Below are 26,599 nucleotides of genomic sequence, written 5' to 3' on the forward strand. Positions count from 1 at the left end.
CATCCTATCTAGAGCGGATCAGCCGCGCCCGCATGGGGGGGGCGGCCGATTCCTGGTGCCGTCAGTGGCCGAGGCCGCTCAGGCTCGGTTCCGCCCCACCGGCCAACAGCTCGTCCCGCCTGGGCAGGTCGGTCAGCGCGCGCAGGCCGAACTGCTCCAGGAAGCGCGGCGTGCTGCCCCACAGCACCGGGCGCCCGGGCACCTCCTTGCGGCCGCGCGGGGCGATCAGGCCATGCTCCAGCAGCGTTTCCAGCGTGCTTTGCGCCAAGCTGGCCCCGCGGATCTCCTCGATTTCCGAGCGGGTGACCGGCTGGTGGTAGGCGATGATGGCAAGCGCCTCCATCGCCGCGCGGGGCAGCTTGCGCGGCACCTCCACCACCTTGGTCAACACCGGGGCCAGGTCCGGCGCGGTGCGAAACGCATAGCCACCGCCGATCTCGGCCAGTTCGACCCCCCGCCCGGCATAGCGGGCAGTCAGGAGGGTCAGCACCGCCTCGGCCCGCAGGCCGTCGGGCAGAAAGGATTGCAGGCGCTCGAGCGGCACCGGGCGCTCGGACGCGAACAGCAGCGCCTCCGCCAGCCGCAGGGCGTGCTCGATCGGCGCCATCCCGGGCTCCGCTTCCGGCATGTCCTGTTCAGGCGGCATCCAGGCAGCCCTCCGTCGCGGCGTTGCGGCGGAGCAGGATCGGCCCGAACGCGGCTTCCTGCCGCAACTCGATGCCGCCGCCCCGGGCCATCTCCAGCCCGGCGACCAGCGTGCTCGCCATGGCCGCGCGGCGTTCCACGGGGTCGAGGAGCTGCTCCGGCACGAAGGCCAGCAGCTCTCCCCAATCCGGCAGCCCGCCGACCAGGCGCGCCAGCCGTTCCAGCGCATCCTGCACGGTCCAGAGCTTGCGGGGCTTGGGCCGGTACGGGCGCTTGGCGGCCGAACGGCGCAGCGCGTCAACATAGCCACGCAGCAGCGCAGGCAACTCAGTTGACAGGCCACTGCGGTCGGACAGCGTGAAGCTTTCCGGTTGGCCGCAAGGAAACACGTCCTGCCCCAGCTGCGGGTGGCGGCCCAGCCACACCACGGCGGCCCGCATGCGCTCCAGCTCCACCAGCCGCTCGGCAAGCTGGGTGGCCAGGGCTTCGGCGTCCTCCTCCTGGCCAAGATCCTCCGGCAGCAGCAGGCGGGACTTCAGCCAGGCGAGCCATGCCGCCATCACCAGCCAGTCGGCCGCGAGCTCCAGCCGCACGCGCCGGGCACCCTCGATCACCGCCAGGTACTGGTCGACCAGGGCAACGATGGAAAGCTTGCCGACATCCACCTTCTGCGCCCGCGCGAGGTCGAGCAAAAGGTCCAATGGCCCCTCGAACCCATCCAGGCTCAGATGCAGCGCCTCCGTCATACCGGGTGCCCCGCCAGCTGCAGCACCAGCCGGAAGGCGGGCCCGGTGACGATGCCGGACAACCAGCCGATGACGTCGTATTGCGGGCCGAGGCGCGGCAGGATCAGGATCATCGCCATCACCACCAGCAGCCCGAAGCGCTCCACCCTCGCCAGCGCCCGGGACAGCGAGCGCGGCAACAGCCCGACCATGATGCGCCCGCCGTCCAGTGGCGGGATCGGCAGGAGGTTGAACAGCGCCAGCAGCAGGTTGGCCATGATCGAGAGCCGCACGAAATCGACCCCGAGCGCCACGACCTGCATCGGCACGGAGCCCGCCAAGGCCAGGACCACATGCGCCAGCAGCGCCGACAGCCAGGCCAGAAAGAAGTTCATCGCCGGCCCGGCGGCGGCCACCAGCACCATGCCGAAGCGAGGATTGCGAAGCTGCCAGGGATCGACCGGGATGGGCTTGGCCCAACCGAACATCGCCACCACGCGGCCGATCGTCAGCAACTGCGTGATCAGCAGGATGCCGGGCAGGATGACGGTGCCGACCCTGTCCACATGCCGGATCGGGTTGAGGCTCAGCCGCCCGGCGCGCTGGGCGGTGTCATCGCCCAAGGCCAGCGCGGCATAGCCGTGCGCGGCCTCATGCAGGGTGATGGCGATCACCGTGGCCAGAATGGCCACAAGGAGTTCCGGCAGCCAGTCGGTCACGCGGTGCGGCTCATGCGATGTTGCGCAACAGCGTATCACGGCGCTGCGCCAGCGCGATGGGGTCCGGACGCACCCCCCGGCTGGCGGCATCCCGCGCGGCGCGCGCGTCGGCGATGCGGCGTCGGGCACGTTCGGTCAACGGCCCGGCCGCCGAAAGCGCGGCGGCCGTGTCGTCCAGCTTTCCCGAGCATTGCAGCGCCACGTCGCAGCCGGCCGCCAGCGCCGCCGTCACCAGCTCCCCGGGCGACCCGGACAGGGCCTTCATGTCCAGGTCGTCAGACAGCAGCAGTCCGTCGAAGCCGATCTCGCCGCGAATGACATCGGCGATGACGATGGGGGACAGGGTGGCCGGGCGCCGGTCATCCAGCGCGGTGTAGAGCAGGTGCGCCGTCATGCCCCAGGCCCCCCGCCCCGCGAGGGCTGCGAAGGGGGCGATGTCGGCCGCGAGCTCGGCGCGCGGCTCTGTGACGCGCGGCAGTTCCAAGTGGCTGTCGGCGGTGGCGCGTCCGTGGCCGGGCATGTGCTTGAGCACGGGAATGCCGCCGCCCGATTGCACGCCGCGCAGCCAGCCCTCAGCCAGGCGCACCACCTCGGCCGGGTCGGCGGAAAAGCCGCGGTCGCCCACGATCTGGTGCGCGCCGGGCAGCCGCAGGTCCAGCACCGGGCCGCAGATCACGTCCATGCCCACCGCGACGCATTCCATCGACAGCAGCGTCGCGTTGGCTTCCGCGGCGGCGGGGTCGCAGCCTTCGAATACGCCGGGGGCCGGGAACGCGGGCCAGTGCGGCGGCCGCAACCGGGCGACCCGGCCGCCTTCCTGGTCCACCAGGATGGGCGCTTCTTCTCCAAGTTCCTCGCGCACAGCGGCGGTTAGAGTCGCCAGCTGGGCCGGATCCTGGATGTTGCGTGCGAACAGGATCACGCCCAGCGGACGCTGCCCGCGCAGCAGCGCCGCCTCCTCCGCCAGCAGTTCCGGCCCGGATAGTCCGACGATGACGGCCCGCGCCGCCCGCACTTCAGCCACCGATCACGGCGCAGGCGCCACCCTTGGCGCGGATGGCGGAACAGAATTCCCGGGCCGTGTCACCCGTGAAGCCACCGGTGCGCAGGCGCCACATCGTCGGTTGGTCCTGCCGTTCGAAGCGGATGACCTGGGGCGTGCGGCCCTGCAGCAGCTCCGGGGCCCGGCGCGACAGCCGCTCCCACTCCCCACGGGCGCCGGCTTCGGAGTCCAGGGCGCCGAGCTGCACCACGGCCGTGCCGGCCGCCGGGCGGGCCGGAGCGGCGGGGGCGGCGGCAGCGGCGGGGGCCGGCGCCGCCGGTGCGGCAGGAACGGGGGGCGCGGCGTCCGGGGCCATCGCCGCAGGTGGCGTGGCGGCGGCAGGCGGGGTGGTTGGCGCAGGCTGCGCCGGCGCTTCCGCCACCCGCGGCGCGGCGGCCGGCGGCGGGGCGGTCGCGGCACGCAGCGCGTCGAGGTTCGGCGCCTCGGCGGCGGGTGCCAAGCGGCCGGCGGCGTCGAACGAGCCGCCCCCTGAACGCCGCTCGAAAATGATCTCGTCCTGGTTTGCCACCCGCAGCCCGCCGCGGTCGTCCGGGCGCACCTTCACCGGTCGCGAATCGGCTTCCACCACCGGCACCGGCCGGTTGGCCGTCATGCGGGTGATGCCCCAGCCGAGCAGCGCGCCGACGCCGACGATGGCGGCAAGGCCACCGGCCACCATGACCATGCGCGCGGACGAGCCCTCACCCGCCGCGCCGCGAACCCGATAAGACGGAACAGGAGCTTCCCTCACCGCATCTCCTCAACGGGCGTCACGCCCATGACAGCAAGGCCGGAGCGGATGACGGTCGCAGTCGCGGCCACCAGCGCCAACCGCGCCCGCGTTGCTTCCGGCTGCTCGGCCTGAATGAAACGCAGTGTCGCATCCTCGCGCCCACGGTTCCACAGAATATGAAAGTCGCTGGCCAAGTCACCGAGATAAAAGGCAATCCGGTGTGGCTCCCGCGCCGCAGCAGCGGCTTCCACAACACGCGGCCAGGCCACCAGGCGGCGCAGCAGCGCCTGCTCGGCGGAATCCGTCAAAGCGTCCAGCGGCGCCTCGGCCAGAGCATCGGCCGCCGGGTCGCCGGCCTGCCGCAGCACCGAGCGGCAGCGGGCATGCGCGTACTGCACGTAGAACACCGGGTTCTCGCGCGACTGCTCGACCACCTTGGTCAGGTCGAATTCCATCTGCGCGTCGGATTTGCGGGTCAACATGGTGAAGCGCACCGCATCGCGCCCCACTTCGTCGATCAGATCGCGCAGCGTGATATAGCTGCCGGCGCGCTTGGACATGCGGACCGGCTCGCCGTCCTTCAGCACCTTCACGATCTGGCACAGCACCACGTCCAGCGGCACGGCGCCATCCGACAGCGCCTTGGTCGCGGCCTTCATGCGGGACACGTAGCCGCCGTGGTCGGCGCCCCAGACCTGCACCAACTGGCGCATGCCACGGGCGATCTTGTCGGCGTGGTTGCCGATGTCGTTGGCGAAGTATGTGTTGGAGCCATCGCTTTTGCGCAGCGGGCGGTCCACGTCGTCGCCGAATTTCGTGGAAGCGAACAGCGTCTGCGGGCGCGGCTCCCAGTCGTCCGGCAGCTTGCCCTTGGGCGGCTCCAGCACGCCCTCGTACACCAGCCCCTTGGCCGAAAGCTCGGCGATGGCGCGGTCCGCCACCCCGTCCTGGACCAGCTTGAGCTCGCTGATGAAGATGTCGTGCTCCACGCCCAGCGCCGCGAGATCCTCGCGGATCTCGGCCATCATCATGCGCACGGCGACACGCTGCACGGTGGCCAGGGTGTCTTCCGTGAAGGCCGGGCGCGCACCGGGGGCCAGGGCATCGCCGTGCTCGGCCTGCAGCGCGGCACCGACGGGGATCAGGTACTCGCCGCGATACTGCAGCCCGCCGGGCACCTGCGCGGAGTATTCCTCCTCCGTCAGCGTGGTGCCAAGCGCCTGCAGGTAGCGCCAGTAGGCGGCGTAGGCGAGCGCGCGGACCTGCGCGCCGGCATCGTTGACGTAGTATTCCTTGGTGACCGCGTAGCCTGCCTTGGACAGCAGGTTCGCCAGGGCGTCGCCCACCACGGCGCCACGGCAATGGCCCACATGCATCGGCCCGGTGGGATTGGCGGACACGTATTCCACGTTCACCGGAATGGCGGCACCCACCGCCGAGGTCCCGTAGGCTTCGCCGGCCCGCAGCAGCAGCGGCACCTGGGCGTGGATAAAGGACTCGCGCAGCCGCATGTTCACGAAGCCAGGGCCGGCGGGCGCCGCCTCCGCCACCATCGGCAACTTGGCCAGCGCCGCGGCCAGGTCGGCCGCCACCTTCTGCGGCGCCAGCCGGGCGGGCTTGGCCACCACCAGCGCCGCGTTGGTCGCCATGTCGCCATGGCTGGCATCGCGCGGCGGCTCAACCAGGACGCGGGCCAGCGCATCGTCGGGCAAGTCGGGCAGCAGGCGGCGCAGGCAGGCGACGACCTCGGCGCGCAGGGTGGCGAAGATATCGGTCGCGGGAGCGTGTGCCATGGAAGTCCGTATTCAGCCGGGAAGATGGGGGTCGGTCAGGCGCCGGTGTTCTTCCAGCGCGAAGCGGTCGGTCATGCCAGCGATGTAGTCGCAGACGGCGGCGGCGCATTGCGCGCTGCCCGTCGCACCGGCGCGCTCACGCCAGGGCGGCGGCAACATGTCTGGACCGCCGTGCAGCAGGCTGAACAGCACCTGCACCACGCGCTTGGATTTCTGTGTGGTGCGATTGACGCGCCAGTGGCGGTACATGCGACCGAACAGGAAGTCGCGGACGGTCTGGTTGGCGGCCATCATGCGTTCGCTGAAGAACACCACGGGGCGGCCGGCAGCGCGAATGTCGTCCACCGTGCGCGGCGCCAATGCGGCCAGCCGGCGTTCGGATTCCTGCACCACGTCCTGCACCATGGCGTTGATGACGCGGCGGATCGCCTCGCTGACCAGCCGGCCATCGACGACTCCCGGATGCGCGTCCCGTGCCGCCGCCACGGCGGTGCCGACCAGGGGCAGCTCGGCCGCCTCGTCCAGCGTGAAGAGCCCGGCGCGCAGGCCGTCATCGAGGTCGTGGTTGTTGTAGGCGATATCGTCCGCCAGGGCCGCCGCCTGCGCCTCGGCCGAGGCATGGCTGGCGAGCTCCAGCGGATGCCGGGCGTCGTATTCGACGAAATAGGGCGTCGGGCGGCGGATCGGGCCGTTATGCTTGGCCAGGCCTTCCAGCGTTTCCCAGGTCAGGTTCAGGCCGTCGAAGCTGGCATAGCGGTTTTCCAGCAGCGTCACGGCCTTCAGGCTCTGCGCGTTGTGGTCGAAGCCGCCATAGGGGCGCATCACGCCGTTCAGCGCCTCCTCCCCCGCGTGGCCGAACGGAGGGTGGCCCAGGTCGTGGGCCAGGGCCAGCGCTTCCGCCAGATCCTCGTCCAGCCGCAGCCGCCGGGCGAGGGAACGGGCGATCTGCGCCACCTCGATGCTGTGGGTCAGCCGGGTACGGAAGGCATCGCCCTCGTGGTAGATGAAGACCTGGGTCTTGTATTGCAGGCGGCGGAAGGCCTTGCTGTGGATGATCCGGTCACGGTCCCGCTGAAACGGCGAGCGCGCGTCGCCACCCGGCTCCGGGTACAGTCGGCCCCGCGACGTCTCCGGCCGCACGGCATAGGGTGCAAGACCATCCATGGCGCGCGGCTTACCAGCCGCCCCGGCAGCCCGCAACGGCCAGGGCCGCGGCGCGGGGGGCGGAATGGTTGGAATTGCCGTCCCCCCCGCCCTATATCCGCAGCCAGAGGAGTTTGCTGGACATGCCCGACGGCACGATGACTGCCCCCGCCTTTCACGTCACGCCCCGCGCCTTCGCGCAGGTGGCAGAGATCGCGGCCCGCGAGGGCAAACCGGGTGCCGGTCTGCGCGTGGCGGTCTTGGCCGGCGGCTGCTCCGGCTTCCAGTATTCCTTCAATCTGGAGGATACCGCGGCCGAGGACGATCTGGTGCTGGACGGCCCCGCCCCCGTGTTCGTCGACCCCGTGAGCTTGGACCTGCTGGCGGGCGCGCAGCTGGATTGGACCGACGAGCTGATCGGCGCGCATTTCGCCATCAAGAACCCGCAGGCGGTTTCGGCCTGTGGCTGCGGCACCTCCTTCTCGATCGGCTGAGCGGCCTTGCGTCTTTCCACGCTGAACGTCAACTCGATCCGCAAGCGCGCGCCGCTGGTGCGGGAATTCCTGGATCGCGCGCAGCCGGACCTGCTGTTCCTGCAGGAGCTGAAGTGCAAGACCGAGGAGTTTCCCGGCGATGCCTTCGCCGACAGCGGATACCGCTGGCACGCCGTGGGGCAGCATGGCGGCCGCAACGGCGTCGCCGTGCTGTCCAAGCTGCCGTTCGAGGTTGTCGCCGAGGTGCTGCCGGGCGAGGACGAGGATACCCACGCCCGCTATGTCGAGGTGGCGGCCGGTGGTGCGCGGCTGGCCGGCATCTACCTGCCCAACGGCAACTCCGGCGGCGCCGAGGGGTATGCCTACAAGCTGCGCTGGATGCAGCGCCTGCGCACCCTTGCCGCAGAGCGGCTGGAAGACACCACCCCCTACGCCATCCTCGGTGACTTCAACGTCTGCCCGACGGCACTGGACCTGGAGCCGGGCGCCCTGCCGCCGACTGATGCGCTGGTGCGGCCGGAAAGCCGCTCGGCCTTTCGCGCGCTCATGCATCTTGGCCTGACAGACGCCGTCCGGGCCCTGCACCCCGAGGAGCGCCTGTACACCTACTGGGACTACGGCGCCGCGTTCAACGCCAACCGGGGCCTGCGGATCGACCATGTCCTCCTGTCGGCGAGCTTGGCCGAGCGCCTGGACAAGGTTGAGATCGACATGTCCCTGCGGTCGCAGGAACAGCCTTCAGACCATACCGCCGTCACGGTCACGCTCCGCTAAGCGCGGCCGTCACCGCCAGTAGCGGTGGCCATAATAGGGTGGCGGCGGGGGTGGCGGCGCGTAGTAGCCATAGCGCGCCGGCGGGCCGTAATAGCTCGCGGGGTAGACCACGCAGCCCGCGACGCCGAAGCCGACGGCCGCCAGGGCCAGAATTCTGATCACGCCACGCATGATGCTTCTCCTGCCCCGACGCCTGCCGCCGCCTTCACGGACGGTGGCAAGGCACGGGGCTTGATGCTGCGGCTTGGTTCACGCCGGCGGGCCATCCCGCCGGCGGCGACCATGCCCTAACGCCAACCCGGCTCGATCCACACCCAACGGCCGCGGCGGTCCACCCAGCGGCCAGGTTGCCACGCGCCGCGCCGGCGCCGCTCCACCCAGCCACCGGCATTCCAGGCGTAGCCGTTGCCGGTCCAGCTCCAGGCACCGGGGCGCCAGACATAGGCGCGTCCAGGCTGCCGGCCCCGGGGCCCATCCGGGCGCGGTGGCGGAGGTGGCGGGGGCCTGCCAGGGCCATGGCGTGGCGGCGGGGCATAAGGCTGGGCTTCCGCGACGGTCGCCAGCGACGCAGTGCCCGCCAGCGCCATGACGGCACCCCTGACCAGGCTACGACGATCAAGCATCCTTCCCTCCTGTTCCGGCATATCGGCGCCGACAAACAGGATGATCCCGCCCCAGCGTGGCGAAGCTGGGGCGGAATCGTGATCATTCACGCCGTGATGATTGCGAAGCTAAATATCCGCGTAACAATGCGTCTCGGCCGCGCCACCCGGATGCGTCACCGCACCAAGATGAGCGGGACCGACGAGCTGCGCATACTTCCAAAGAGCTCCGGCATTGTAGTCGGTTCCGCGCGGTTTCCATTCCGCGCGGCGCCGGGCCATTTCCTCGTCCGACAGGTCGACGTCGATGGTGCCTTTCTCGGCGTCGATCACGATGCGGTCGCCGTTGCGCAGCAGCGCGATCGGACCGCCGACCGCTGCTTCCGGCCCCACATGACCGATGCAGAAGCCGCGCGTGGCGCCGGAGAACCGGCCGTCGGTGATCAGCGCCACGGACTCGCCCATCCCCTGCCCGTAGATGGCGGCGGTGGTGGACAGCATCTCCCGCATGCCGGGGCCGCCCTTTGGTCCCTCGTAGCGGATGACGATCACATCGCCCGCCTTGTAGGCGCGCTGGTCCACGGCGGCGAAGGCATCCTCCTCGCAGTCGAAGCACAGCGCCGTGCCCTCGAAGCGCTGGTTGTGCAGCCCCGCGACTTTCACGATGGCGCCGTCCGGCGCGACGTTGCCCTTCATGCCGACCACGCCGCCGGTCGTGGTGATGGCGCGCGACACCGGGTAGATGACGTCCTGGTCCGTCGGGAAAACCACGTCCTTGTGGTTCTCCGCCAGGGTCTTGCCGGTCACGGTCAGACAATCGCCATGCAGCAGCCCCGCATCCAGCAGCGCCTTGATGATGACCGGGATACCACCGACGTTGTGCACGTCGAGCGCCACGTACTTCCCGCCCGGCTTCAGGTCAGCGATGTAGGGCGTGCGGCGCATGATGGCGACGACGTCGTCCATGGTGAAGCGGATGCCGGCCTCGTGCGCCATGGCGGGCAGGTGGAGCCCGGCGTTGGTCGAGCCGCCGGTCGCGCCGACGACGATGGCGGCGTTCTCCAGCGCCTTCAGCGTCACGATGTCCCGCGGGCGGATGTTCTTCTTCAACAGCTCCATCACCGCCTTGCCGGACTCCACGGCCCAGCGGTCGCGATCCTCATACGGTGCCGGCGCACCGGCGGAGCCGGGCAGCGCCAGGCCGATGGCCTCCGACACCGTCGCCATGGTGTTGGCCGTGAACTGGCCACCGCAGGCACCGGCCGAGGGGCAGGCCACGCATTCCAGCGCGTGCAGGTCCTCGTCCGACATGTTGCCGGCGGCGTGCTGGCCCACGGCCTCGAACACGTCCACCACCGTTACGTCGCGGCCTTTGAAGGTGCCGGGCAGGATGGAGCCGCCATACATGAAGACGCTGGGCACGTTCAGCCGCAGCATGGCCATCATCATGCCCGGCAACGACTTGTCGCAGCCCGCCAGCGTCACCATCGCGTCGTAGGAGTGGCCGCGCATGGTCAGCTCCACCGTGTCTGCGATGGCATCGCGCGAGGCGAGCGAGGACTTCATGCCCTGGTGGCCCATCGCCAAGCCATCCGTCACCGTGATGGTGGTGAACTCGCGCGGCGTCCCCTGCCCTGCCTTGACCCCCTGCTTGACGCTCTGGGCCTGCCGGTTGAGGGCGATGTTGCAGGGCGCGGCCTCGTTCCAGCAGGTGGCGACGCCTACCAGCGGGCGGGCAATCTCCTCCTCCGTCATGCCCATGGCGTAGTAGTAGGAGCGGTGCGGGGCACGTTCCGGGCCGACGCTGACATGCCGGCTCGGCAAACGTGACTTGTCCCAAATGTGCTCGGCCATGGGTCCATCCCTTTCAACTGTTGCGCGCCGTTCCTGGTATCGCGCAACAGTGTTGCCTCGGCAACAGACCTAATCGTTCCGGGCGGGGGCGTCGGGATGGCCGAGGTGGCCATGCAGCCGCGTGTCCTTCATGGACAGCGTGGCGACCAGCGATATCAGCGCAAAGGCGGCGACGTACCAGAAGAAGGCATTCTCCGCGCCGGCGCTCTTGAGCCAGAGCGCGACATATTCCGCCGAGCCGCCGAACAGCGAGTTGGCGATGGCGTACCCCAACCCGACGCCCAGGGCGCGGATCTGCGGTGGAAACAGCTCCGCTTTCACCACGCCGCTGATCGAGGTGTAGAAGCTGACGATCAGCAGCGCCGACAGGATCAGCACGAAGGCGCCGCCGGAGGTGGTCACCCCGCCCAGGGTGCGCAGCAGCGGCACCGTCATCACCGCGGTGCCGACCGAGAAGACGATCAAACAGGCACGGCGCCCGATGCGGTCCGACAAGGCACCCAGAGCGGGCTGCAGGCACATGTAGCAGAACAGCACGGCGGCCATGGTCACGCTGGCGCGTTCGACGCTGAAGCCCGCGGTGTTGACCAGGAACTTCTGCATGTAGGTGGTGTAGGTATAGAAGGCCAAGCTGCCGCCCGCCGTCAGTCCGATGGTCTGCAGCAACGGCTTGGGGTGCCGCAGGAGCAGCGCGATGGTCCCCGCCCCCTCTGCCGAGCGCTCCCCGGCGGTGGAGGTTTCATGCAGGGCCCGGCGCAGGAACAACGCGATCACCGCCGTGCCCGCGCCAATGAAGAAGGGGATGCGCCAGGCCCAGGCCCGGATCTCCTCGGCCGAATAAACGGCCTGGAGGACCACCACCACGAGCAACGCCAGCAACTGCCCGCCGATCAGGGTGACGTACTGGAACGACGAGAAGAAGCCGCGGTGCTTGGCCAGCGCCACCTCGCTCATATAGGTCGCGCTGGTGCCGTACTCGCCGCCCACCGACAGCCCCTGGATCAACCGCGCGGTCAGCAGCAGCAGCGGCGCCGCCACGCCGATCTGCTCATAGGTCGGCAGCACCGCGATCATCAGCGAGCCGAAGCACATCATCAGCACGGAGATGACCATGGAGGTCTTGCGGCCGCTGCGGTCGGCGATGCGGCCGAACAGCCAGCCGCCGATCGGGCGCATCAGAAAGCCGACGGCGAAGATGGCCGCCGTGTTCAGCAACTGCGCGGTGCTGTCCCCGCGCGGAAAAAAGGCGGGCGCGAAATACAACGCCGTCGCGGCGTAAACGTAGAAGTCATACCATTCGACAAGATTGCCGGACGAACCGCCGACGATCGCCATCACCCGCTTGCGCGTGTCGTGCGGGTCCACCTGCTCCGGTGCCATTGCCATCGTCGTCATCCCTTCAGTGATGCGACGTTCTTTCACGCGCGCCCGGTCAGCGCGCGTGAACAATCGGCAACCCGCGCCGCTACCCGCCGATGCGCGACAGCGCGGCCTGCAGGCGGGCGACCTCGGCTTCCGCCGTCGCCAGCCGCTCGCGGTTTTCCTCCACCACTTCCGGCTTGGCACGGGACACGAAGTCCTGGTTCCCCAGCTTCGCCGCCGTCTTCTCGGCGTCCGTCCGCAGCTTGGCGATCTCCTTGCCCAGCCGCGTCCGCTCGGCGCCGAGGTCGATGACGTCGGCCAGCGGCAGCAGCACCGTGGCTTCGTCCACCACCACCTGGGCGCCCTGCGGCGGCTCGCCTTCCAGCGCCCGTACTTCCGTAGCGCGGCCCAGGCGACGGATGGCCTCGATCCAGCGATCCGCCCGCGCCAGCGTTTCCGGTTTGGCGCCGGACAGCAGCAGCGGCACCAGCACGGAGGGCGGCACGTTCATCTCGCTGCGCACCGCGCGCACCTCGGAAACCAGCCGGACCACCCAGTCCAGCTCGGCCTTGGCCTCGTCGGCCCCCGGCACCGCCACGGCGGCAGGCCAGGACTCGCCGATCAGGCTGAACTCCGGGCCGTAGCCGAAGCGGTCCCAAAGCTCCTCGGTCAGATACGGCATGACCGGGTGCAGCAGGCGCAGGATGGTGCCCAGTACGTGCTGCGCCACGCCCTTCACCTCGTCCTTCTCGGCACCATCCGGCCCGTTCAGCGCCGGCTTGGCGAATTCCAGGAACCAGTCGCAGAAACCGTTCCACACGAAGCGGTAGCAGGCCGAGGCGTAGTCATCCATGCGGTAGGCTTCGAGCGCCGCCGTCGCCTCCGCGATGGCGCCGTTGGCGGTGCCGAGGATCCAGCGCGCCAGCGGCGTCTGCACTGCGGCCGGGTCGAAGGACGCATCGGGCGCGATGCCGTTCATCTCGCAGAAGCGCGCCGCGTTCCACAGCTTGGTGCCGAAGGAGCGGAAGTCCTCCACCCGCTTGCGGCCCAGCTTCACGTCGCGCCCCGGGGTGGCCAGGGAGGCGATGGTGAAGCGCAGCGCGTCCGTGCCGAAGCTCTCGATTAGTTCCAGCGGGTCGATGACGTTGCCCTTGGACTTCGACATCTTCTGGCCCTTCTCGTCGCGGACGAGGCCATGGATGTAGACGGTCTTGAAGGGCACATCGCCCATGAAGTGATGGCCCATCATCATCATCCGGGCGACCCAGAAGAAGATGATGTCCCAGCCCGTCACCAGCACGTCACCGGGATAATACTTGTTCAGCTCCGGCGTCTTGTTCGGCCAGCCGAGCGTGCTGAACGGCCAGAGCGCCGAGCTGAACCAGGTGTCCAGCACATCCTCGTCGCGTGTCAGCGTCACATCGGCGCCGAGCTTGGCGCGGGCCTCGGCATAGGCCTCCTCCTCCGTGCGGGCCACGAAGATGCTGCCGTCCGGCGCGTACCAGGCGGGGATCTGGTGCCCCCACCAAAGCTGGCGGCTGACGCACCAGGGCTGGATGTCGCGCATCCAGGAGAAGAAGGTGTTCTCGAAGTGCTTGGGCACGAACTGCGTGCGGCCGCTTTCCACCGCCTCGATCGCCGGCTTGGCCAGGGTCGCGGCGTCGCAATACCACTGCATGGTCAGGCGCGGCTCGATCGGCACGCCGGAACGATCGCCATGCGGCACGGCGTTGCTGTGAGCCTCGATGGTCTCGATCAGCTCCAGCCGCTCCAGCTCCGCGATGATCGCCTTGCGGGCCGCGAAGCGGTCCTGGCCAGCGAGGCCGCGCACGAAATCCGGGTCTGCGATGCCGTCCACGGCGCGCAGGTCGCCCTCGATCTCCGCCAGCCAGACCGCGCCCTCGGCATCCAGGATCGACGGCATCGCCAAGCCATGGCGCTTGCCGACGGCGAAGTCGTTGAAGTCGTGCGCCGGCGTGATCTTCACCGCGCCCGAGCCCTTCTCCGGGTCGGAATACTCGTCAGCCACCACCGGAATGCGGCGGCCGGTAAGCGGCAGGATCAGATGCTTGCCGACCAAAGCGCGAAAGCGTTCGTCATCCGGGTGCACCGCCACGGCGGTGTCGGCCAGCATGGTTTCCGGCCGCGTGGTGGCGACCACCAGGAACTGCCCCGACTCGCCTTCCACCGGGTAGCGCAGGTGCCAGATGCTGCCCTTCATCTCCTTGTTCTCGACCTCGAGGTCGGAGATGGCGGTCTGGAACTTCGGGTCCCAGTTCACCAGCCGCCGGTCGCGGTAGATCAGCCCCTGCTGGTGCAGGGTCACGAAGACCTCCCGCACCGCCTCAGACAGGCCGGCATCCATTGTGAAGCGCTCGCGCGGCCAATCCAGGCTGGCGCCCAGGCGGCGGAGCTGGCGGGTGATGGTGCCGCCCGACTGGCCCTTCCACTCCCACACATGCTCCAGGAACTTCTCGCGGCCGATGCTGCGGCGGTCGACGCCCTGCCCGGCCAGCAGCCGCTCCACCACCATCTGGGTGGCGATGCCGGCGTGGTCGGTGCCCGGCTGCCACAGCGCGTCCCGCCCCTGCATGCGGCGCCAGCGGACCAGGGTGTCCTGGATCGTGAAGGTCAGCGCGTGGCCGATATGCAGGCTGCCCGTGACGTTGGGCGGCGGGATCATGATGGTGAAGGGGTCGGCCGGGCTGTCCGGCTTGGCGCCGAAGGCTCCGGAGGCCTCCCACCCCTCATAGATGCGTTGTTCGAAGCTGGCGGGGGCGAGGGTCTTGTCGAGCATGGCAGGACGCTTGATGGCGCCGGCCCGCAACGTCAAGGCCTGACCGCGAGTCCCGGTGTTCAGTCCGGCTGGCGGTCCAGCATCTTGCCGATCTCGGCCTTCACCATGCGCTCCACCATGCCCGGAAGGTGCTGGTCCAGCCACGCCTGCAGCAGCGGGCGCATTTCCTCGCGCACCACGTCCTCGATCGTGGTGCCGCCGCCGCGCGAAACCGGCGCGGTGCGGTCCGCCGCGACGGCCTGGGCCTGCGGCCCCGGGGCCACCGGAATGGCGGGGGGCGCCGGGGTCGGGTCCTGCACCGGCGTGGCAGGCGCCGGCGCGGCGGGGGGCGAAACCAGCATGGCTTCGGTCAGGTCCAGCGGATCGTCCGGCTCCGCTTTCTCATCCTCGTTCAGGATGTCGCGGATGGAGGCCAGGATCTCCGCCATGGACGGATCGGGGTTCTTGGGATCGGCCATCTTAACGCACCATGCCAGCGCTGTCGGCCTGCGAGAGGTCGCTGGTGCCGAACCATTTGTTGCGGACGGCGCGGTAGTAGGCCTCCATGTCGTAGAGGGGCACGGGCAGGGCGAGGTCCTTGGCGGTCAGCCGCCCCACGGCGCCGGCCAGCGCGTAGCTGTTGGTCACCACGTTGGCCAGCGCCTGCACCAGCGTCACCCGCGCGTTCAGCAGCTCCTGCTCCGCGTTCAGCACGTCCAGCGTCGTCCGGCTGCCCACCACCGCCTCGCGCTGCACCCCGTCCAGCGCAATCTCCGCCGCCCGGATCTGCGATCGCACGCTGTCCACCTGCGCCCGCGCCGCCACCAGCGTTTCCCACGCCTGCGTCGCCTGCTGCATCGCCGCCCGCCGCTGGTCGTCCACCACCTGCCGCAGCCGCTGCGCGTCCTGCCGCGCCTGCCGCACCGCCGCGTATTCCGCGCCACCCTGGTACAGCGGCACCGACAGCGTCGCCGTGATCTGCTCGCCCGTCGCCCGCGTGTGCGGCGACTGCGTGTTGTCCGATCGGTAGGTCTGCGCCTGCAGCGACACCTGCGGCAGCAAGGTCGCGAACTGCACGTCGATCTGCTCGCGCCCCGCCGCCTCGTCAAACAGCGTCGCCACCACCGCCGGCGCGTTCACCGACGCCAGCTCCGCCGCCTCGCGCGCGCTGCGCACCGGGGCTGCCAGCGGCTGCGGCGCCACCAGCCGCTCCGGCGCCACCCCCACCAGCCCGCGCAAACGTCGCCCGGCTGGTTTGCAGCGTGCCTTCCGCATTGGCCCGCGTCGCCCGCGCGCCCGCCAGCCGGCTTTCCGCCTGCGCCACGTCGGTGCGCGTGATCTCGCCCACCCGGAAGCGTTCGTTGGTGGCATCCAGCTGCCGCTGCAGCACCTGCACGTTGTTGACGTTCAGCCGCAGCGTTTCCTGGTCGCGGATCACCGCCACATAGGCCTGCACCGTGTCCGACAGCACCTGCTGCTCGGTGGCCAGCAGCCGCGCCCGCTGCGCCAGCACCTGGTTCTCCGCCCGCCGCGTGCCAGCCACCGTGCGGCCGCCATTGTACAGCGGCTGCGTCACCGTCGCCGTGCCGCTGCCAATCTGGCGGTCCGTGTCGCCGTAGATGCCCCGCGACCGCGCCGTGCCCTGGTTGTACCCCGCGCTGCCCGACAGCGTCACGCTCGGCCGCCACCCCGCCAGCGCCTGCGGCACGTTCTCGTCCACCACCCGCAGCTGCGCCCGCGACGTTTGCAGCGTCGGGTTGTTGGCATACGCCGCCGACAACGCATCCTGCAGCGTCTGACCCCGCGCCACACCACCCAGCATCATCACCAGCATCACCGACGCCGAGACACTCTTCATCATCGACATCTCAAGCTCCCCTGCCGCTGTCTCGCGCACCCGCCGGGCGGCGGCAGATTAGCCGACCGCCTGGCATCAGGCCAGCATCCTCGCCGCCAAGGCCAAGCTCAGAACACGAAACCGGGTTCGGCAGAAAATCCAGGCAGCGGCGCGGTGCCGCAATCAAACATCTCGGCCACGGAGAAGGTGCCGCCAGAGCGCGTGCCGAGCACGGCGGCCCCGCTGCGGCCCGGTCGCCGGCGCACGGCCACCAGGCGCCCGCCTTCCGCCAGCCGGTCGGCCACCGCTTCGGGGATAGCCGGAACCTGGCCCTCGATCATCACCACGTCGAACGGCCCGCTCGGGGCGCCGCCGACCGGCATGGCCTCGATGAACTGCACGGAGCCGGGGCTGACCACGCCTGCGGAAGCCAGGGCGCCACGGGCCAGCGCCGCCAGGGCCGGGTCCTGCTCCACCGCGGTCACGATGGCCCCCATGCGGGCCAGCAGCGCCGCGCCGTAGCCGCTGCCGGCACCGAGCACCAGGGCGGTTTCGCCCATGCGCAGCTGCGTCATCTGCACCAGGCGGGCGATCATCATCGGTTGCAGCAGCACGCGTCCCTGGCCGAGCGGCACGTCCTCGTCGGCATGCGCGCGGGCGACGCTGTTGGCCGGCACGAACAGATGGCGCGGCAGGTCCAGCATGGCGTTGATCACGCGCGGATCGGTCACCTTGTTGGGCAGCACCTGCCCGTCCACCATCCACTTGCGCGCATCGGCGAAGTTCATCGGCCGCTCATCCTCGTACACAGCGCAGATCGTCCCCGCGCAAGGCGGCGGTTATACGCGGGTGCAGCACGGCGGCCAAGCGGGAGGCACGAACCGCGCCTCTGCCTCTTGACCGTGCGGCGCTGGCACCCGATACACCCGACCGGCGGCCTGATGGCAGAATGGTGATGCAACGGACTGCAAATCCGTGAATGTGGGTTCGATTCCCGCTCAGGCCTCCAGCTTTTGACTATGGCGTTATCGCGAAACGATTGAAAAAGGGGCCTTGCGAGCCTCCGGATGCTTCGCTATATCGCCGCCCACACGCTGATCCCTGATAGCTCAGCTGGTAGAGCGCGCGACTGTTAATCGCTAGGTCGTTGGTTCGAGTCCAACTCGGGGAGCCACTCAGTAAAGCCCTCGGATGCCGCAAGCATCCGGGGGCTTTTCTTTTGCCGGTAGCAGTTAAACCAGGCGCCCGGCGGCGTGGGGAGCGATCCAGGCCAACGTGCCGGCGCAGAACGTGGCCACCGGGGCCCGCCGGGCGGCGTCCACCACCACCACATCCCCACGCATGCCCACATCAAGGCTGCCGCGGTCGCGCAGCCCGGTCGCCTGCGCCGGGTTGCGGCTGATCAGGTCCCAGGCGGCGGGCAAGGCCATGGTGCCCCGGTCGGCCATCACGAACGCCGCCTCCATCAGGGCCGGCCACACGTAGTCGGAAGCCAGCACCGTCACCAAGCCGCGTTCGGCGAGCGGCGCGGCGCTGGCCCAGCCCAGGTGGCTGCCGCCGCGCACGACGTTCGGCGCCCCCATCACCACCGCCTCGCCTTCCGCGCGGGCCACGCCGGCCACCTCCTCGGCCATGGGGAATTCACAGATCGCGGCGCCCAGGGCCCGGTAGGCTTGCCGGTCGGCCGGGGTCGCGTCGTCATGGCTCGCCATCGCGATGCCGGCGGTGCGGGCGGCGGCGGCCAGCTGCCGGCGGCCTTCCGGCACCTGGCCACGGCGTGCCATCGCGGCATCGGCCAGCGCGCGGAAGCGATCAATATCGATGCCGGCGCGCGCCGCATACTTCGCGGCCTGGGTGTCGTCAGACAGCTTGCGGGCAATACCCGGCGTGTGGTCGTTGAAGGCCAGCAGATGCACGCGGCCGGCCGCGATATCGGCTACAGCCTCGTCCAACGCATCGAGATTGTCCGCCTCGAACCGCAGGTGCACGCGGAGGTCCGCGGCCAGGTGCGGGCGCGCCTCGGCCAGCCCCGCCAGCAGGCGCCGCCACGCCGGCAGCGAGCGGAGGCCCGGCTCCCAGGACAGGGTGACGCCCAGAAACGCGGTGGTGATGCCGGCCGCCAGGATCTGCGCCTCTGAGTCCCGGATGGCCAGTGTGGTGGGAAGGTCCACGCCCGGGCGCGGCTGCAACTGGCGCTCATGGGCATCGCCGTGGATGTCGATGATGCCGGGCAACACCAGCAGGCCGGTGGCATCGAACCGCGAGCCCTGCGCGCCGGCGGCGGCGACATGCCCGCTGGCCAGATGCAGCGCATCGTTCCGCAACGCGCCTTCGCGCAGCACGCGGCCACCGTCGATCGTCCAGTCAGTCACGTCGTTTCTCCGCTTTCAATCAGGATCTGCACGCGGCCGGCGGCGTAGCAGGACAAGGTGAAGTCGATGGGCCTGCCGTCCGGGTCGCTGTTCAGGGCTTCCGCCACCATCACCGGGCGGGCCCTCGCCTGCTGCAGGATCTCCGCTTCCTGCGCCGTCGGCAGGCGTGCGGTCAGGCGGGTGGACACGCGGCGGTAGTCGGCCACCCCGCAGGCCGCCAGCCCCTGGGTGATCGAGCCGTGGCCCGCCAGCTCGGCCGGCAGGTTGGCGAAGCGCGGCAGCACGAAGTGGTGGAGGCCCAGCACCACAGGGCGGTCATCCGCCAACCCAAGCCGGTCCACGCGCAGCACCGGCTTGCCCGGGCGGATACGCAGGGCCTCGGCCACCGCGGCCTCGGCGGGCACCTCGGCGATCTGCAGGATGCGGCCAGCGGGCTCCCGGTTCTGGGCGCGGATCAGCTCCGAGAAGCGCGTGCGCGGCCCCACCGGGTAATCGACCACATCCTCGGCCACGAAGGAGCCGCGGCCCTGCTCGATGCGGATCAGGCCCCGCTGGCTCAGTGCTTCCAGCGCGCGGCGCACCGTGTGGCGATTCACCCCGTGTTGCGCCGACAACTCGGCCTCGCTCGGCAGGCGGCCGCCGGGCGGGTGCGTGCCGGCCGTGATCCCCTGCTCCAGCGCCTGGGCGATCTGCCGCCACAGCGCGATGCCCTCGCCCCGTGCCAAGCGGTCGGCGGGCGGTGTCATGAAAGCTTCAACCCGTTCGCTCCCGGCGGCTGCCACATTCGGCTTGACGATAGCCCGGCGGATATCTACTCGTCTAGACATCTCAACGGGCCAAGGAAATGATCGTGTCTCCCGACATCGAAGCCCGCCGCCGCTGGATGGGCCTGCTGGCCCGCGCCGGCCACGACGCCATCGAGGCGCAGCTATCCGCCGCGCCGCCCCTGCCCCCGCATGCCCGCCTGCGCGGGCCGGAAACCGGGCTGGTGATGCTGCGCGGCCGCGCCGGCGGCGATGGCGCGGCGTTCAACCTGTCTGAAATGACCGTCACCCGCTGCGCCGTCTCGCTCGCCGATGGCGCGGTCGGGCATGCCTATGTCGCGGGCCGCGACCAACGGCAGGCGGAGCTGGCCGCCGTGCTGGACGCCGCCTTGCAGGACCCCGCCCGCCGCCCCGCCCTGATGGCGGCGGTGATCGAGCCGCTGGCGGCCGCCGAGGCGGAGGCGCGCGCCGCGCAGTCCCGCAAGGCCGCCGCCACTCGCGTGCAATTCTTCACTATGGCGACCATGCGATGATCACGCCCGCTTTTGCCGACCCCGTGCGCGACTCGCAGCACTGCTTCCGCGCTGTGCTGGAGGCGATGAGCCGGCCGGGACGCGTTCAGCGCCTGCCGCAGGGCCTTGTCCCCCCGCCGGGTCTGGATGCCGCGACGGCCGCCGTGCTGCTGACGCTGTCGGACGCGGAAACCCCCCTGTGGCACGACGCGGGCGATGCCGCAGATGCCTGGCTGCGGTTTCATTGCGGCAGCCCGTCCTCCAACTTGGCCGACGCCGCCTTCGTGCTGGCCACCACGGCCATGCCGGCGCTGGCCGGAATGAATGCCGGCAGCGACGAGGAGCCGGAAAGCGGCACCACGCTGATCCTTCAGGTCGCGTCCCTGGAGGGCGGTGCGGGCTGGCGCCTGTCCGGGCCCGGTATTGAGCGGCATCACCACCTGTCGGTCGGCGGGCTGCCAGCGAATTTCATCGGGGACTGGCAGGCCCAGCGTGGATTGTTTCCGCGCGGCGTGGATGTGCTGCTGTGCGCGGGCCAAGACCTGGCCGCCCTGCCCCGCACGACCATGATCGAGGAGGGCTGAGCATGGCCTATGTCGCCGTCAAAGGGGGCGAGCGTGCCATCGGCAATGCCCATGCGTGGCTGGCGGAAACCCGCCGGGGCGATGCGGCGGTGCCGGAGCTGACGGTCGAGCAGATCGAGCAGCAGATGGGGCTGGCGGTGGACCGCGTGATGGCCGAGGGATCGTGCCACGACCGCGGCCTCGCCGCGCTGGCCATTAAGCAGTCCAAGGGCGACCTGATCGAGGCCGCCTTTCTGCTGCGGGCCTATCGCACCACCCTGCCCCGCTTCGGCTATGCCGCGCCACTGGACACCGGCGCCATGCGCCTGCGCCGCCGCGTTTCGGCCACCTACAAGGACCTGCCGGGCGGGCAGGTGCTGGGCCCGACCTTCGACTACACGCACCGGCTGCTGGACTTCTCCCTGGCTGCCGCCGGCCTGCCGCCCGAGCCGGCGCCGGAAGCCGAGGCGCCGCTGGCCGATGCGCCCTTCGTCACGGAGCTGCTGGCCCGCGAGGGCCTGATGCGACGCGACGTTCCCTCGGACGCCGAGCCCGCGGACCTGACGCGCCAGCCCCTGGCCTTTCCCACCAGCCGCGCCACGCGGTTGCAAAACTTGGCGCGGGGTGATGAAGGCTTTCTGCTCGGCCTCGGCTATTCCACGCAGCGGGGCTACGGCAACAGCCACCCCTTCGTGGGCGAGATCCGCCAAGGCAGCGTGACCGTGTGCCTGACCCCGCCGGAACTGGGCTTCGAGATCGAGATCGGCGAGATCGAGGTCACGGAATGCCAGATGGTGAACCAGTTCCACGGCAGCCGCACCGAGCCGCCGCAGTTCACCCGCGGCTACGGTCTGGTGCTGGGCCATGGCGAGCGCCGCGCCATGTCCATGGCGCTGGTGGACCGCGCCCTGATGGCAGGCGAGCTGGGCGAGGACCGCACGGCCCCCGCGCAGGACGAGGAATTCGTGCTGCTGCACAGCGACAATGTCGAGGCGACCGGCTTCGTGGAACACCTGAAGCTGCCGCACTACGTCGATTTCCAGAGCGAGCTGGAGGTGGTGCGCCGCATGCGCGCTTCCGTCGAGCCGGAGCAGGCCGAGCCATGAACCGCGATGCCGCCTACAACTTTGCCTACCTGGACGAGAACACCAAGCGGATGATCCGCCGCGCGCTGCTGAAGGCGGTGGCCATCCCCGGCCATCAGGTGCCCTTCGGCGCGCGGGAAATGCCGCTGCCCTATGGCTGGGGCACCGGCGGCATCCAGGTCACCGCCGCCGTGCTGGGCGAGGCCGACGTGCTGAAGGTGATCGACCAGGGCGCGGACGATACCACCAACGCCGTCTCCATCCGTCGCTTCTTCAACCGCGTCGCCGGGGTCGAGACGACCACGCACACGGACGAGGCGACGGTCATCCAGACCCGGCACCGCATTCCCGAGGCCGTGCTGACCGAGAAGCAGATCCTGGTCTACCAAGTTCCGATGCCCGAGCCGCTGTTCCGCCTGGAGCCGCGCCTGGCCGAGACGAAGCGCATGCACGCCCTGGCCGATTACGGCTTGATGCATGTGAAGCTGTACGAGGACATCGCCAAGCACGGGCACATCGCCACGTCCTACAGCTACCCGGTGATGGTGGACGAGCGCTACCTGATGTCGCCTTCGCCCATCCCGGCCTTCGACAACCCGAAGATGCACCGCATGGCCGCCCTGCAGCTGTTCGGCGCCGGGCGCGAGAAGCGCATCTACGCCGTGCCGCCCTACACGGAGGTCCGGAGCCTGGACTTCGACGACCATCCCTTCCGCCCGCATCGGGCCGATGCCGCATGCGAGCTGTGCCGTTCCCGCAGCAGCTACCTCGACGAGGTGGTGACCGACGATCGCGGCGGCCGCATGTTTGTCTGCTCCGATACCGATTACTGCGAAACCCGGCAGGCCGAGAACGCCAAGGGAGAAGCGGCATGAGCGCGCCCCTGCTGGAGGCCGCCGGCCTCCGTCTGTCGTTCGGCGCCGTCAAGGCACTGGACGACGTGGCGCTGGACATCCACCCCGGCGAGGTGGTCGCCATCGTCGGCGAATCCGGCTCCGGCAAGTCCACGCTGCTGCGCGTGCTGGCCGGGCAGATGCGCCCCGACGCCGGGCAGGTCACCTACCGTGCGCCGGACGGCACCGCCCATCCCGTGCACGACATGGGCGAGGCCGCGCTGCGCCGCCTGATGCGGACCGACTGGGGCTTCGTGCACCAGCATGCCCGCGATGGCTTGCGTATGGGCGTTTCCGCCGGCGGCAATGTGGGCGAGCGGCTGATGGCCGTGGGCGCGCGCCATTACGGCAACATCCGCGACGAGGCGGCGGAATGGCTGCAGCGCGTGGAGATCGACCCCGCGCGCATCGACCACCTGCCCCGCACCTTTTCCGGCGGCATGCAGCAGCGGCTGCAGATCGCGCGCACCTTGGTGACGCGCCCGCGCTTGGTGTTCATGGATGAGCCGACCGGCGGCCTTGACGTATCTGTCCAGGCGCGGCTGCTGGACCTGATCCGCGCGCTGGTGGCCGACCTCGGCATCGCCGTGCTCCTGGTGACGCACGACATCGCCGCCGCCCGCCTGCTGGCCCATCGCATCCTGGTGATGCGCCATGGCCAGGTGGTGGAGCATGGGCTGACCGACCGGGTGCTGGACGACCCGCAGCATCCCTATACGCAACTCCTCGTCGCATCGGTGCTGGCGGCATGACCCAGGCTCTCTGGACCACCGACCTCGGCAAAAGCTTTCGTCTGCATCTGCAGGGCGGGGTCCGCATTCCCGTCTTGGAGCACGTGGACTTCGCCGTCGCGCCGGGTGAATGCGTGGCGCTCGCCGGCCCCTCGGGCGCTGGCAAATCCACCCTGATGCGGTGCCTTTACGGCAACTACGGCGCCGAGCACGGCCGCATCCACCTGCGCCATGACGGCCGCGCGGTGGAATTGACCGCCGCCGACGCCCGGGAAATGCGCGAGATCCGCCGCAGCACGCTCGGCTACGTGTCGCAGTTCCTGCGCGTCATTCCACGCATCGGCGCCCTGGACATCGTGGCCGAGCCGCTGATCGCCCGTGGCGCCGCGCCGGACGCCGCCCGCGCCCGGGCGGAGGAGCTGCTGCTGCGCCTCAACCTGCCGGCCCGGCTGCACCACCTGCCGCCCGCGACCTTTTCGGGCGGCGAGCAGCAGCGGGTGAACCTTGCCCGTGGCTTCGCCCCCGGCTACCCCGTGCTGCTGCTGGACGAGCCGACCGCGAGCCTGGATGCCGCCAACCGCGAGGTGGTGATCGGGCTGATCGGCGAGGCCAAGGCCGCCGGCACCGCCATCATCGGCATCTTCCACGACGCGGAAGTCCGCGACCGGGTAGCCGACCGCCTTTTCGAAGTTTTGCCGATCCAGGACGCCGCATGACCGCCGAGACCATCCTTTCCAACGCCCTTCTCGTCCTGCCGGACAGCGTCCAGCCCGGCACGCTGGTGCTGCGCGGCGGCATGATCGCGGAGATCCAGCCCGGGCGCAGCAGCGTGCCCGGCGCCATCGACCTGGATGGCGACCACCTGATCCCCGGCGTGATCGACGTGCACACGGACAACCTGGAGCGCCAGGTGCAGCCCCGCGCCTCCGCCCGCTGGCCGTCCCGCTCCGCCTTTCTGTCGCACGATTCGCAAACGGCGGCAGCGGGCGTGACCACGGTGCTGGACGCGCTGTGCCTGGGTGACCTGGGCTTCGACGCCGAGCGGACGGAAACCTTCCTGAATGGTGTCCGGGATCTCGACGCGCTGTCCGCCACGGGGCTGCTGAAAAGCGAGCACTTCCTGCACCTGCGCTGCGAGCTGCCGGCCGCCGACCTCATGCCGCTGCTGGAAACCGCTGCCGACCACCCGGCGGTGCGCATGGTCAGCCTGATGGACCATTCCCCCGGCGTCGGCCAGTACGCGGATATCGAGCGCTACCGCGCCATGCGGGCCCGCGCCATGCCGCTGGCCGAGGTGGAAAAGCGCATCGACAAGCTGCTGTCGCAGCGCGAGCGGCTGCGCGGCCCGCAGCGCCGCGCCTTGCTGGAGCGCATCGCTTATCGCGACCTGCCGCTCGCGAGCCACGACGATTGGCGTGAGGACGAGATTGCCGAGAACGCCGCCGACGGCATCATGATCTCGGAGTTCCCGGTTTCCATGCTGGCGGCGGAAGCGGCGCGCCGGCACGGCATGCAGGTGATCGCCGGCGCGCCCAACCTGGTGCGCGGCGGCAGCCATTCGGGCAACGTGGCGGCTGTGGATCTGGTTCGCGCCGGGCTGGTCGATGTCTTCGCCTCCGACTACGTGCCGCCCGCGATGATCGAGGCCGTGTGGCGTGCGGCGGCGGAAACCGAAATCTCTTTGCCCGCCGCCGTCGCCACCATCACCGACGCCCCGGCGCGGATGCTGAAGATGGCCGATCGCGGCCGCATCGAGACCGGGCTGCGCGCCGACCTCGTGCGTGTGCGGCCGCTCGGCACCATGCCGGTGGTTCGCAGCGTGTGGCGTGCCGGGGAGCGCGTCGCGTGAGCATGCGACTCGCGCTGTATTTCGCGCCCGAGGTATCGGACCCGCTGCATGCGGCAGCGTCCCGCTGGCTGGGGCGCGATGCCGAGACGGGGGCCACCATTCCACAGGCCCCCGTGCCGGGCGTGGACATCGCGGCCATCACGGCGGAAGCGGCGAACTACGGCTTCCACGCCACGTTGAAGCCGCCCTTCCGCCTGTCCGGCTCCTACGCCGCCGCGCGCGCCGCGGCGGCGGATCTGGCCGGGCGCACCGCGCCCTTCGCGATGCCGCCGCTGCGGGTCACCGACCTGCGCGGCTTTCTGGCGTTGACGGAAAGCGAGCCCTGCCCCGCCTTGCAGGCCTTCGCCGACAACTGCGTCACGGCGCTGGAGCCGCACCGCGCCGCGCCGACGGAAGCCGAGATCGCCCGCCGCAACCCGGACCGCATGACGCCGCGCCAGCGCGAGCATCTGGCGGCCTGGGGCTACCCTTATGTCTTCGACGAATGGTTCTTCCACATGACCTTGTCACGCAAACTGGACGAGGTGGAGAAGGCCCGCGTGCTGCCGGCGGTGCAGAATGCGGTGGGTGCTGCCGCGGCGATGCCGCGGGTGGTGCGGGAGCTGTGCTTGTTCACCCAGGCGGCGCCGGGGGCGCCTTTCCTGATCGCCGAGCGCCTGCCGCTCGGCGGCTGACGGGCGCTCCCTAGCCCGGCAGGCTTCGCAGTGCCGCCAGAAGACGCGCGGCGCCCTCCTCGGGCGTCGTGTCGTTGGGCACCTCCACCACGTCCACGCCGGGCGGCAGCGCCACGGAGCGGGCCAGGCGCGCCGCGATGTCCTCGGCGCTTTCCCGCCCACGGCCGGCCAGCCGCGCAGCCAGGATGGCGGCGGGCGCGGTGATGCTGATGACCTTCAACGGGAAGTGCTCGTGCGCCTCCGCCAGCACGCCGCGCGACAGGTTGGCGATCACCGTCCGCCCGGCGTCCAGCTCCGACCGGATCGTGGCCGGTATGCCGTAGTGCAGGCCATGCGCGAACCAGTGCATCGCGAAGCTCCCCGCGTCACGGGCCTGCAGGAACTCCGCTTCCGTCATCGGCACATGGTCTTCCGCGCCACCCTGCCCGGCCGGCTCCGCCGGGCGCGTGATCGCGCGGCGCACGAACACGAAGCGCGCATCGTCGCGCAGCGCGTGTCGTACGCCCGCCAGCAAGGTGTCCTTGCCGGCGCCCGAAGGCCCCACCACCGTCACCAGCCAGCCCGACATCACGTCCCTCCGATTGACCCCGTGCTTTTCCGCGCGCAGAGGACAGGACGCAAGCAGCAGGGCGCGCAAAAAGGCCGCCCCACGTGGGA

Annotated in this window: 29 protein-coding genes and 2 tRNA genes; 12 read left to right on the forward strand and 19 right to left on the reverse strand. The window is 70.3% G+C overall.

The window, feature by feature from the left end:
• Positions 1-61: 61 nt before the first annotated feature.
• The 7 genes from scpB to IAI59_RS12035 all read right to left on the reverse strand — a co-directional run bounded on the left by scpB (position 62) and on the right by IAI59_RS12035 (position 6,821).
• Positions 62-646 (reverse strand): SMC-Scp complex subunit ScpB, encoded by a 585-nt coding sequence (gene scpB / locus IAI59_RS12005; RefSeq protein ID WP_237180686.1) that lies wholly within the window; start codon positions 644-646, stop codon positions 62-64.
• Positions 636-1,391, reverse strand: a complete 756-nt coding sequence (locus IAI59_RS12010) for a segregation and condensation protein A (protein WP_207417129.1) — start codon at positions 1,389-1,391, stop codon at positions 636-638. The genes scpB and IAI59_RS12010 overlap by 11 nt, the downstream gene beginning before the upstream one ends.
• Entirely contained in the window at positions 1,388-2,089 is a 702-nt protein-coding gene (locus tag IAI59_RS12015) for a site-2 protease family protein (protein WP_207417128.1), read from the reverse strand. Before IAI59_RS12015 ends, IAI59_RS12010 begins: the two co-directional genes overlap by 4 nt.
• A gap of 10 nt (positions 2,090-2,099) precedes the next feature.
• Positions 2,100-3,113 (reverse strand): beta-N-acetylhexosaminidase, encoded by a 1,014-nt coding sequence (gene nagZ / locus IAI59_RS12020; protein ID WP_237181119.1) that lies wholly within the window; start codon positions 3,111-3,113, stop codon positions 2,100-2,102.
• Entirely contained in the window at positions 3,106-3,816 is a 711-nt protein-coding gene (locus IAI59_RS23040) for an SPOR domain-containing protein (protein ID WP_237180685.1), read from the reverse strand. Before IAI59_RS23040 ends, nagZ begins: the two co-directional genes overlap by 8 nt.
• Before the next feature lie 62 nt (positions 3,817-3,878).
• Complete coding sequence (gene argS / locus IAI59_RS12030) at positions 3,879-5,657, reverse strand: arginine--tRNA ligase (protein WP_207417127.1); 1,779 nt, start codon at positions 5,655-5,657, stop codon at positions 3,879-3,881.
• A 12-nt stretch (positions 5,658-5,669) separates the two neighbouring features.
• On the reverse strand, positions 5,670-6,821 hold the full coding sequence (locus tag IAI59_RS12035) for a deoxyguanosinetriphosphate triphosphohydrolase (protein WP_207417126.1): 1,152 nt from the start codon (positions 6,819-6,821) through the stop codon (positions 5,670-5,672).
• 122 nt (positions 6,822-6,943) lie between these two features.
• Here IAI59_RS12035 and IAI59_RS12040 point away from each other — a divergent pair, with 122 nt between their 5' ends.
• Positions 6,944-7,294 carry a HesB/IscA family protein gene (locus IAI59_RS12040; RefSeq protein WP_207417125.1) on the forward strand — a complete coding sequence of 117 codons (351 nt, stop codon included), beginning with the start codon at positions 6,944-6,946 and terminating at the stop codon, positions 7,292-7,294.
• Between the two features lie 6 nt (positions 7,295-7,300).
• Positions 7,301-8,068: an exodeoxyribonuclease III gene (gene xth / locus IAI59_RS12045; protein WP_207417124.1), complete on the forward strand. Its 768-nt coding sequence runs from the start codon at positions 7,301-7,303 to the stop codon at positions 8,066-8,068.
• 9 nt (positions 8,069-8,077) lie between these two features.
• Here xth and IAI59_RS12050 read toward each other — a convergent pair whose 3' ends face one another.
• From IAI59_RS12050 to IAI59_RS12085, 9 genes are all read right to left on the reverse strand, one after another.
• Positions 8,078-8,239 carry a hypothetical protein gene (locus IAI59_RS12050; protein ID WP_207417122.1) on the reverse strand — a complete coding sequence of 54 codons (162 nt, stop codon included), beginning with the start codon at positions 8,237-8,239 and terminating at the stop codon, positions 8,078-8,080.
• A 116-nt stretch (positions 8,240-8,355) separates the two neighbouring features.
• Positions 8,356-8,712: a hypothetical protein gene (locus IAI59_RS23460; protein WP_419556594.1), complete on the reverse strand. Its 357-nt coding sequence runs from the start codon at positions 8,710-8,712 to the stop codon at positions 8,356-8,358.
• A gap of 87 nt (positions 8,713-8,799) precedes the next feature.
• The gene (ilvD, locus tag IAI59_RS12060; protein ID WP_207417117.1) at positions 8,800-10,524 is read right to left on the reverse strand and encodes a dihydroxy-acid dehydratase; all 1,725 of its coding nucleotides are present in this window, start codon (positions 10,522-10,524) and stop codon (positions 8,800-8,802) included.
• Positions 10,525-10,593: 69 nt separating this feature from the next.
• Positions 10,594-11,919, reverse strand: coding sequence for an MFS family transporter (locus IAI59_RS12065; RefSeq protein WP_207417114.1), 1,326 nt, complete (start codon positions 11,917-11,919; stop codon positions 10,594-10,596).
• Positions 11,920-11,989: 70 nt separating this feature from the next.
• Positions 11,990-14,683 carry a valine--tRNA ligase gene (locus tag IAI59_RS12070; RefSeq protein ID WP_207417113.1) on the reverse strand — a complete coding sequence of 898 codons (2,694 nt, stop codon included), beginning with the start codon at positions 14,681-14,683 and terminating at the stop codon, positions 11,990-11,992.
• Positions 14,684-14,742: 59 nt separating this feature from the next.
• A complete protein-coding gene (locus IAI59_RS12075; protein WP_207417110.1) occupies positions 14,743-15,141 on the reverse strand; it encodes a DUF2497 domain-containing protein in 399 nt (132 codons plus the stop codon).
• 1 nt (position 15,142) lies between these two features.
• Positions 15,143-15,802 carry a TolC family protein gene (locus IAI59_RS23045; protein ID WP_237181120.1) on the reverse strand — a complete coding sequence of 220 codons (660 nt, stop codon included), beginning with the start codon at positions 15,800-15,802 and terminating at the stop codon, positions 15,143-15,145.
• Complete coding sequence (locus IAI59_RS23050; protein WP_237181121.1) at positions 15,768-16,523, reverse strand: TolC family protein; 756 nt, start codon at positions 16,521-16,523, stop codon at positions 15,768-15,770. Before IAI59_RS23050 ends, IAI59_RS23045 begins: the two co-directional genes overlap by 35 nt.
• Positions 16,524-16,627: 104 nt before the next feature.
• A complete protein-coding gene (locus tag IAI59_RS12085; RefSeq protein WP_207419961.1) occupies positions 16,628-17,287 on the reverse strand; it encodes a protein-L-isoaspartate O-methyltransferase family protein in 660 nt (219 codons plus the stop codon).
• A gap of 147 nt (positions 17,288-17,434) precedes the next feature.
• On the opposite strand from IAI59_RS12085, the gene IAI59_RS12090 reads away from it, so the two are divergent.
• A tRNA-Cys gene (locus IAI59_RS12090) sits at positions 17,435-17,508 on the forward strand.
• An 89-nt stretch (positions 17,509-17,597) separates the two neighbouring features.
• Positions 17,598-17,673 (forward strand) — tRNA-Asn (locus tag IAI59_RS12095).
• 58 nt (positions 17,674-17,731) lie between these two features.
• Here the strand turns inward: IAI59_RS12095 and IAI59_RS12100 are convergent.
• Positions 17,732-18,871, reverse strand: coding sequence for an alpha-D-ribose 1-methylphosphonate 5-triphosphate diphosphatase (locus tag IAI59_RS12100; protein WP_207419960.1), 1,140 nt, complete (start codon positions 18,869-18,871; stop codon positions 17,732-17,734).
• Positions 18,868-19,617, reverse strand: a complete 750-nt coding sequence (gene phnF / locus IAI59_RS12105; protein WP_207419959.1) for a phosphonate metabolism transcriptional regulator PhnF — start codon at positions 19,615-19,617, stop codon at positions 18,868-18,870. The genes IAI59_RS12100 and phnF overlap by 4 nt, the downstream gene beginning before the upstream one ends.
• Before the next feature lie 104 nt (positions 19,618-19,721).
• Here phnF and phnG point away from each other — a divergent pair, with 104 nt between their 5' ends.
• Genes phnG through IAI59_RS12145 form a run of 8 tightly spaced genes read left to right on the forward strand, consistent with a single transcriptional unit; the run spans position 19,722 to position 25,942 of the window.
• Positions 19,722-20,168: a phosphonate C-P lyase system protein PhnG gene (phnG, locus tag IAI59_RS12110; RefSeq protein ID WP_408887636.1), complete on the forward strand. Its 447-nt coding sequence runs from the start codon at positions 19,722-19,724 to the stop codon at positions 20,166-20,168.
• Positions 20,165-20,731 carry a phosphonate C-P lyase system protein PhnH gene (gene phnH, locus IAI59_RS12115; protein WP_207419958.1) on the forward strand — a complete coding sequence of 189 codons (567 nt, stop codon included), beginning with the start codon at positions 20,165-20,167 and terminating at the stop codon, positions 20,729-20,731. The genes phnG and phnH overlap by 4 nt, the downstream gene beginning before the upstream one ends.
• 2 nt (positions 20,732-20,733) lie before the next feature.
• Positions 20,734-21,816 (forward strand): carbon-phosphorus lyase complex subunit, encoded by a 1,083-nt coding sequence (locus IAI59_RS12120; RefSeq protein WP_207419957.1) that lies wholly within the window; start codon positions 20,734-20,736, stop codon positions 21,814-21,816.
• Positions 21,813-22,670, forward strand: coding sequence for an alpha-D-ribose 1-methylphosphonate 5-phosphate C-P-lyase PhnJ (locus tag IAI59_RS12125; protein WP_207419956.1), 858 nt, complete (start codon positions 21,813-21,815; stop codon positions 22,668-22,670). Before IAI59_RS12120 ends, IAI59_RS12125 begins: the two co-directional genes overlap by 4 nt.
• Complete coding sequence (phnK, locus tag IAI59_RS12130; protein WP_207419955.1) at positions 22,667-23,440, forward strand: phosphonate C-P lyase system protein PhnK; 774 nt, start codon at positions 22,667-22,669, stop codon at positions 23,438-23,440. The genes IAI59_RS12125 and phnK overlap by 4 nt, the downstream gene beginning before the upstream one ends.
• Positions 23,437-24,135, forward strand: coding sequence for a phosphonate C-P lyase system protein PhnL (gene phnL / locus IAI59_RS12135; protein ID WP_207419954.1), 699 nt, complete (start codon positions 23,437-23,439; stop codon positions 24,133-24,135). The genes phnK and phnL overlap by 4 nt, the downstream gene beginning before the upstream one ends.
• The gene (locus IAI59_RS12140; protein ID WP_207419953.1) at positions 24,132-25,268 is read left to right on the forward strand and encodes an alpha-D-ribose 1-methylphosphonate 5-triphosphate diphosphatase; all 1,137 of its coding nucleotides are present in this window, start codon (positions 24,132-24,134) and stop codon (positions 25,266-25,268) included. The genes phnL and IAI59_RS12140 overlap by 4 nt, the downstream gene beginning before the upstream one ends.
• A gap of 2 nt (positions 25,269-25,270) precedes the next feature.
• Positions 25,271-25,942, forward strand: coding sequence for a DUF1045 domain-containing protein (locus tag IAI59_RS12145; protein ID WP_207419965.1), 672 nt, complete (start codon positions 25,271-25,273; stop codon positions 25,940-25,942).
• 10 nt (positions 25,943-25,952) lie between these two features.
• Here IAI59_RS12145 and phnN read toward each other — a convergent pair whose 3' ends face one another.
• Positions 25,953-26,510: a phosphonate metabolism protein/1,5-bisphosphokinase (PRPP-forming) PhnN gene (gene phnN, locus IAI59_RS12150; RefSeq protein ID WP_207419952.1), complete on the reverse strand. Its 558-nt coding sequence runs from the start codon at positions 26,508-26,510 to the stop codon at positions 25,953-25,955.
• Between the last annotated feature and the right edge of the window lie 89 nt (positions 26,511-26,599).

Source organism: Roseomonas haemaphysalidis, assembly GCF_017355405.1.
In the GTDB taxonomy this organism is placed as follows: domain Bacteria; phylum Pseudomonadota; class Alphaproteobacteria; order Acetobacterales; family Acetobacteraceae; genus Pseudoroseomonas; species Pseudoroseomonas haemaphysalidis.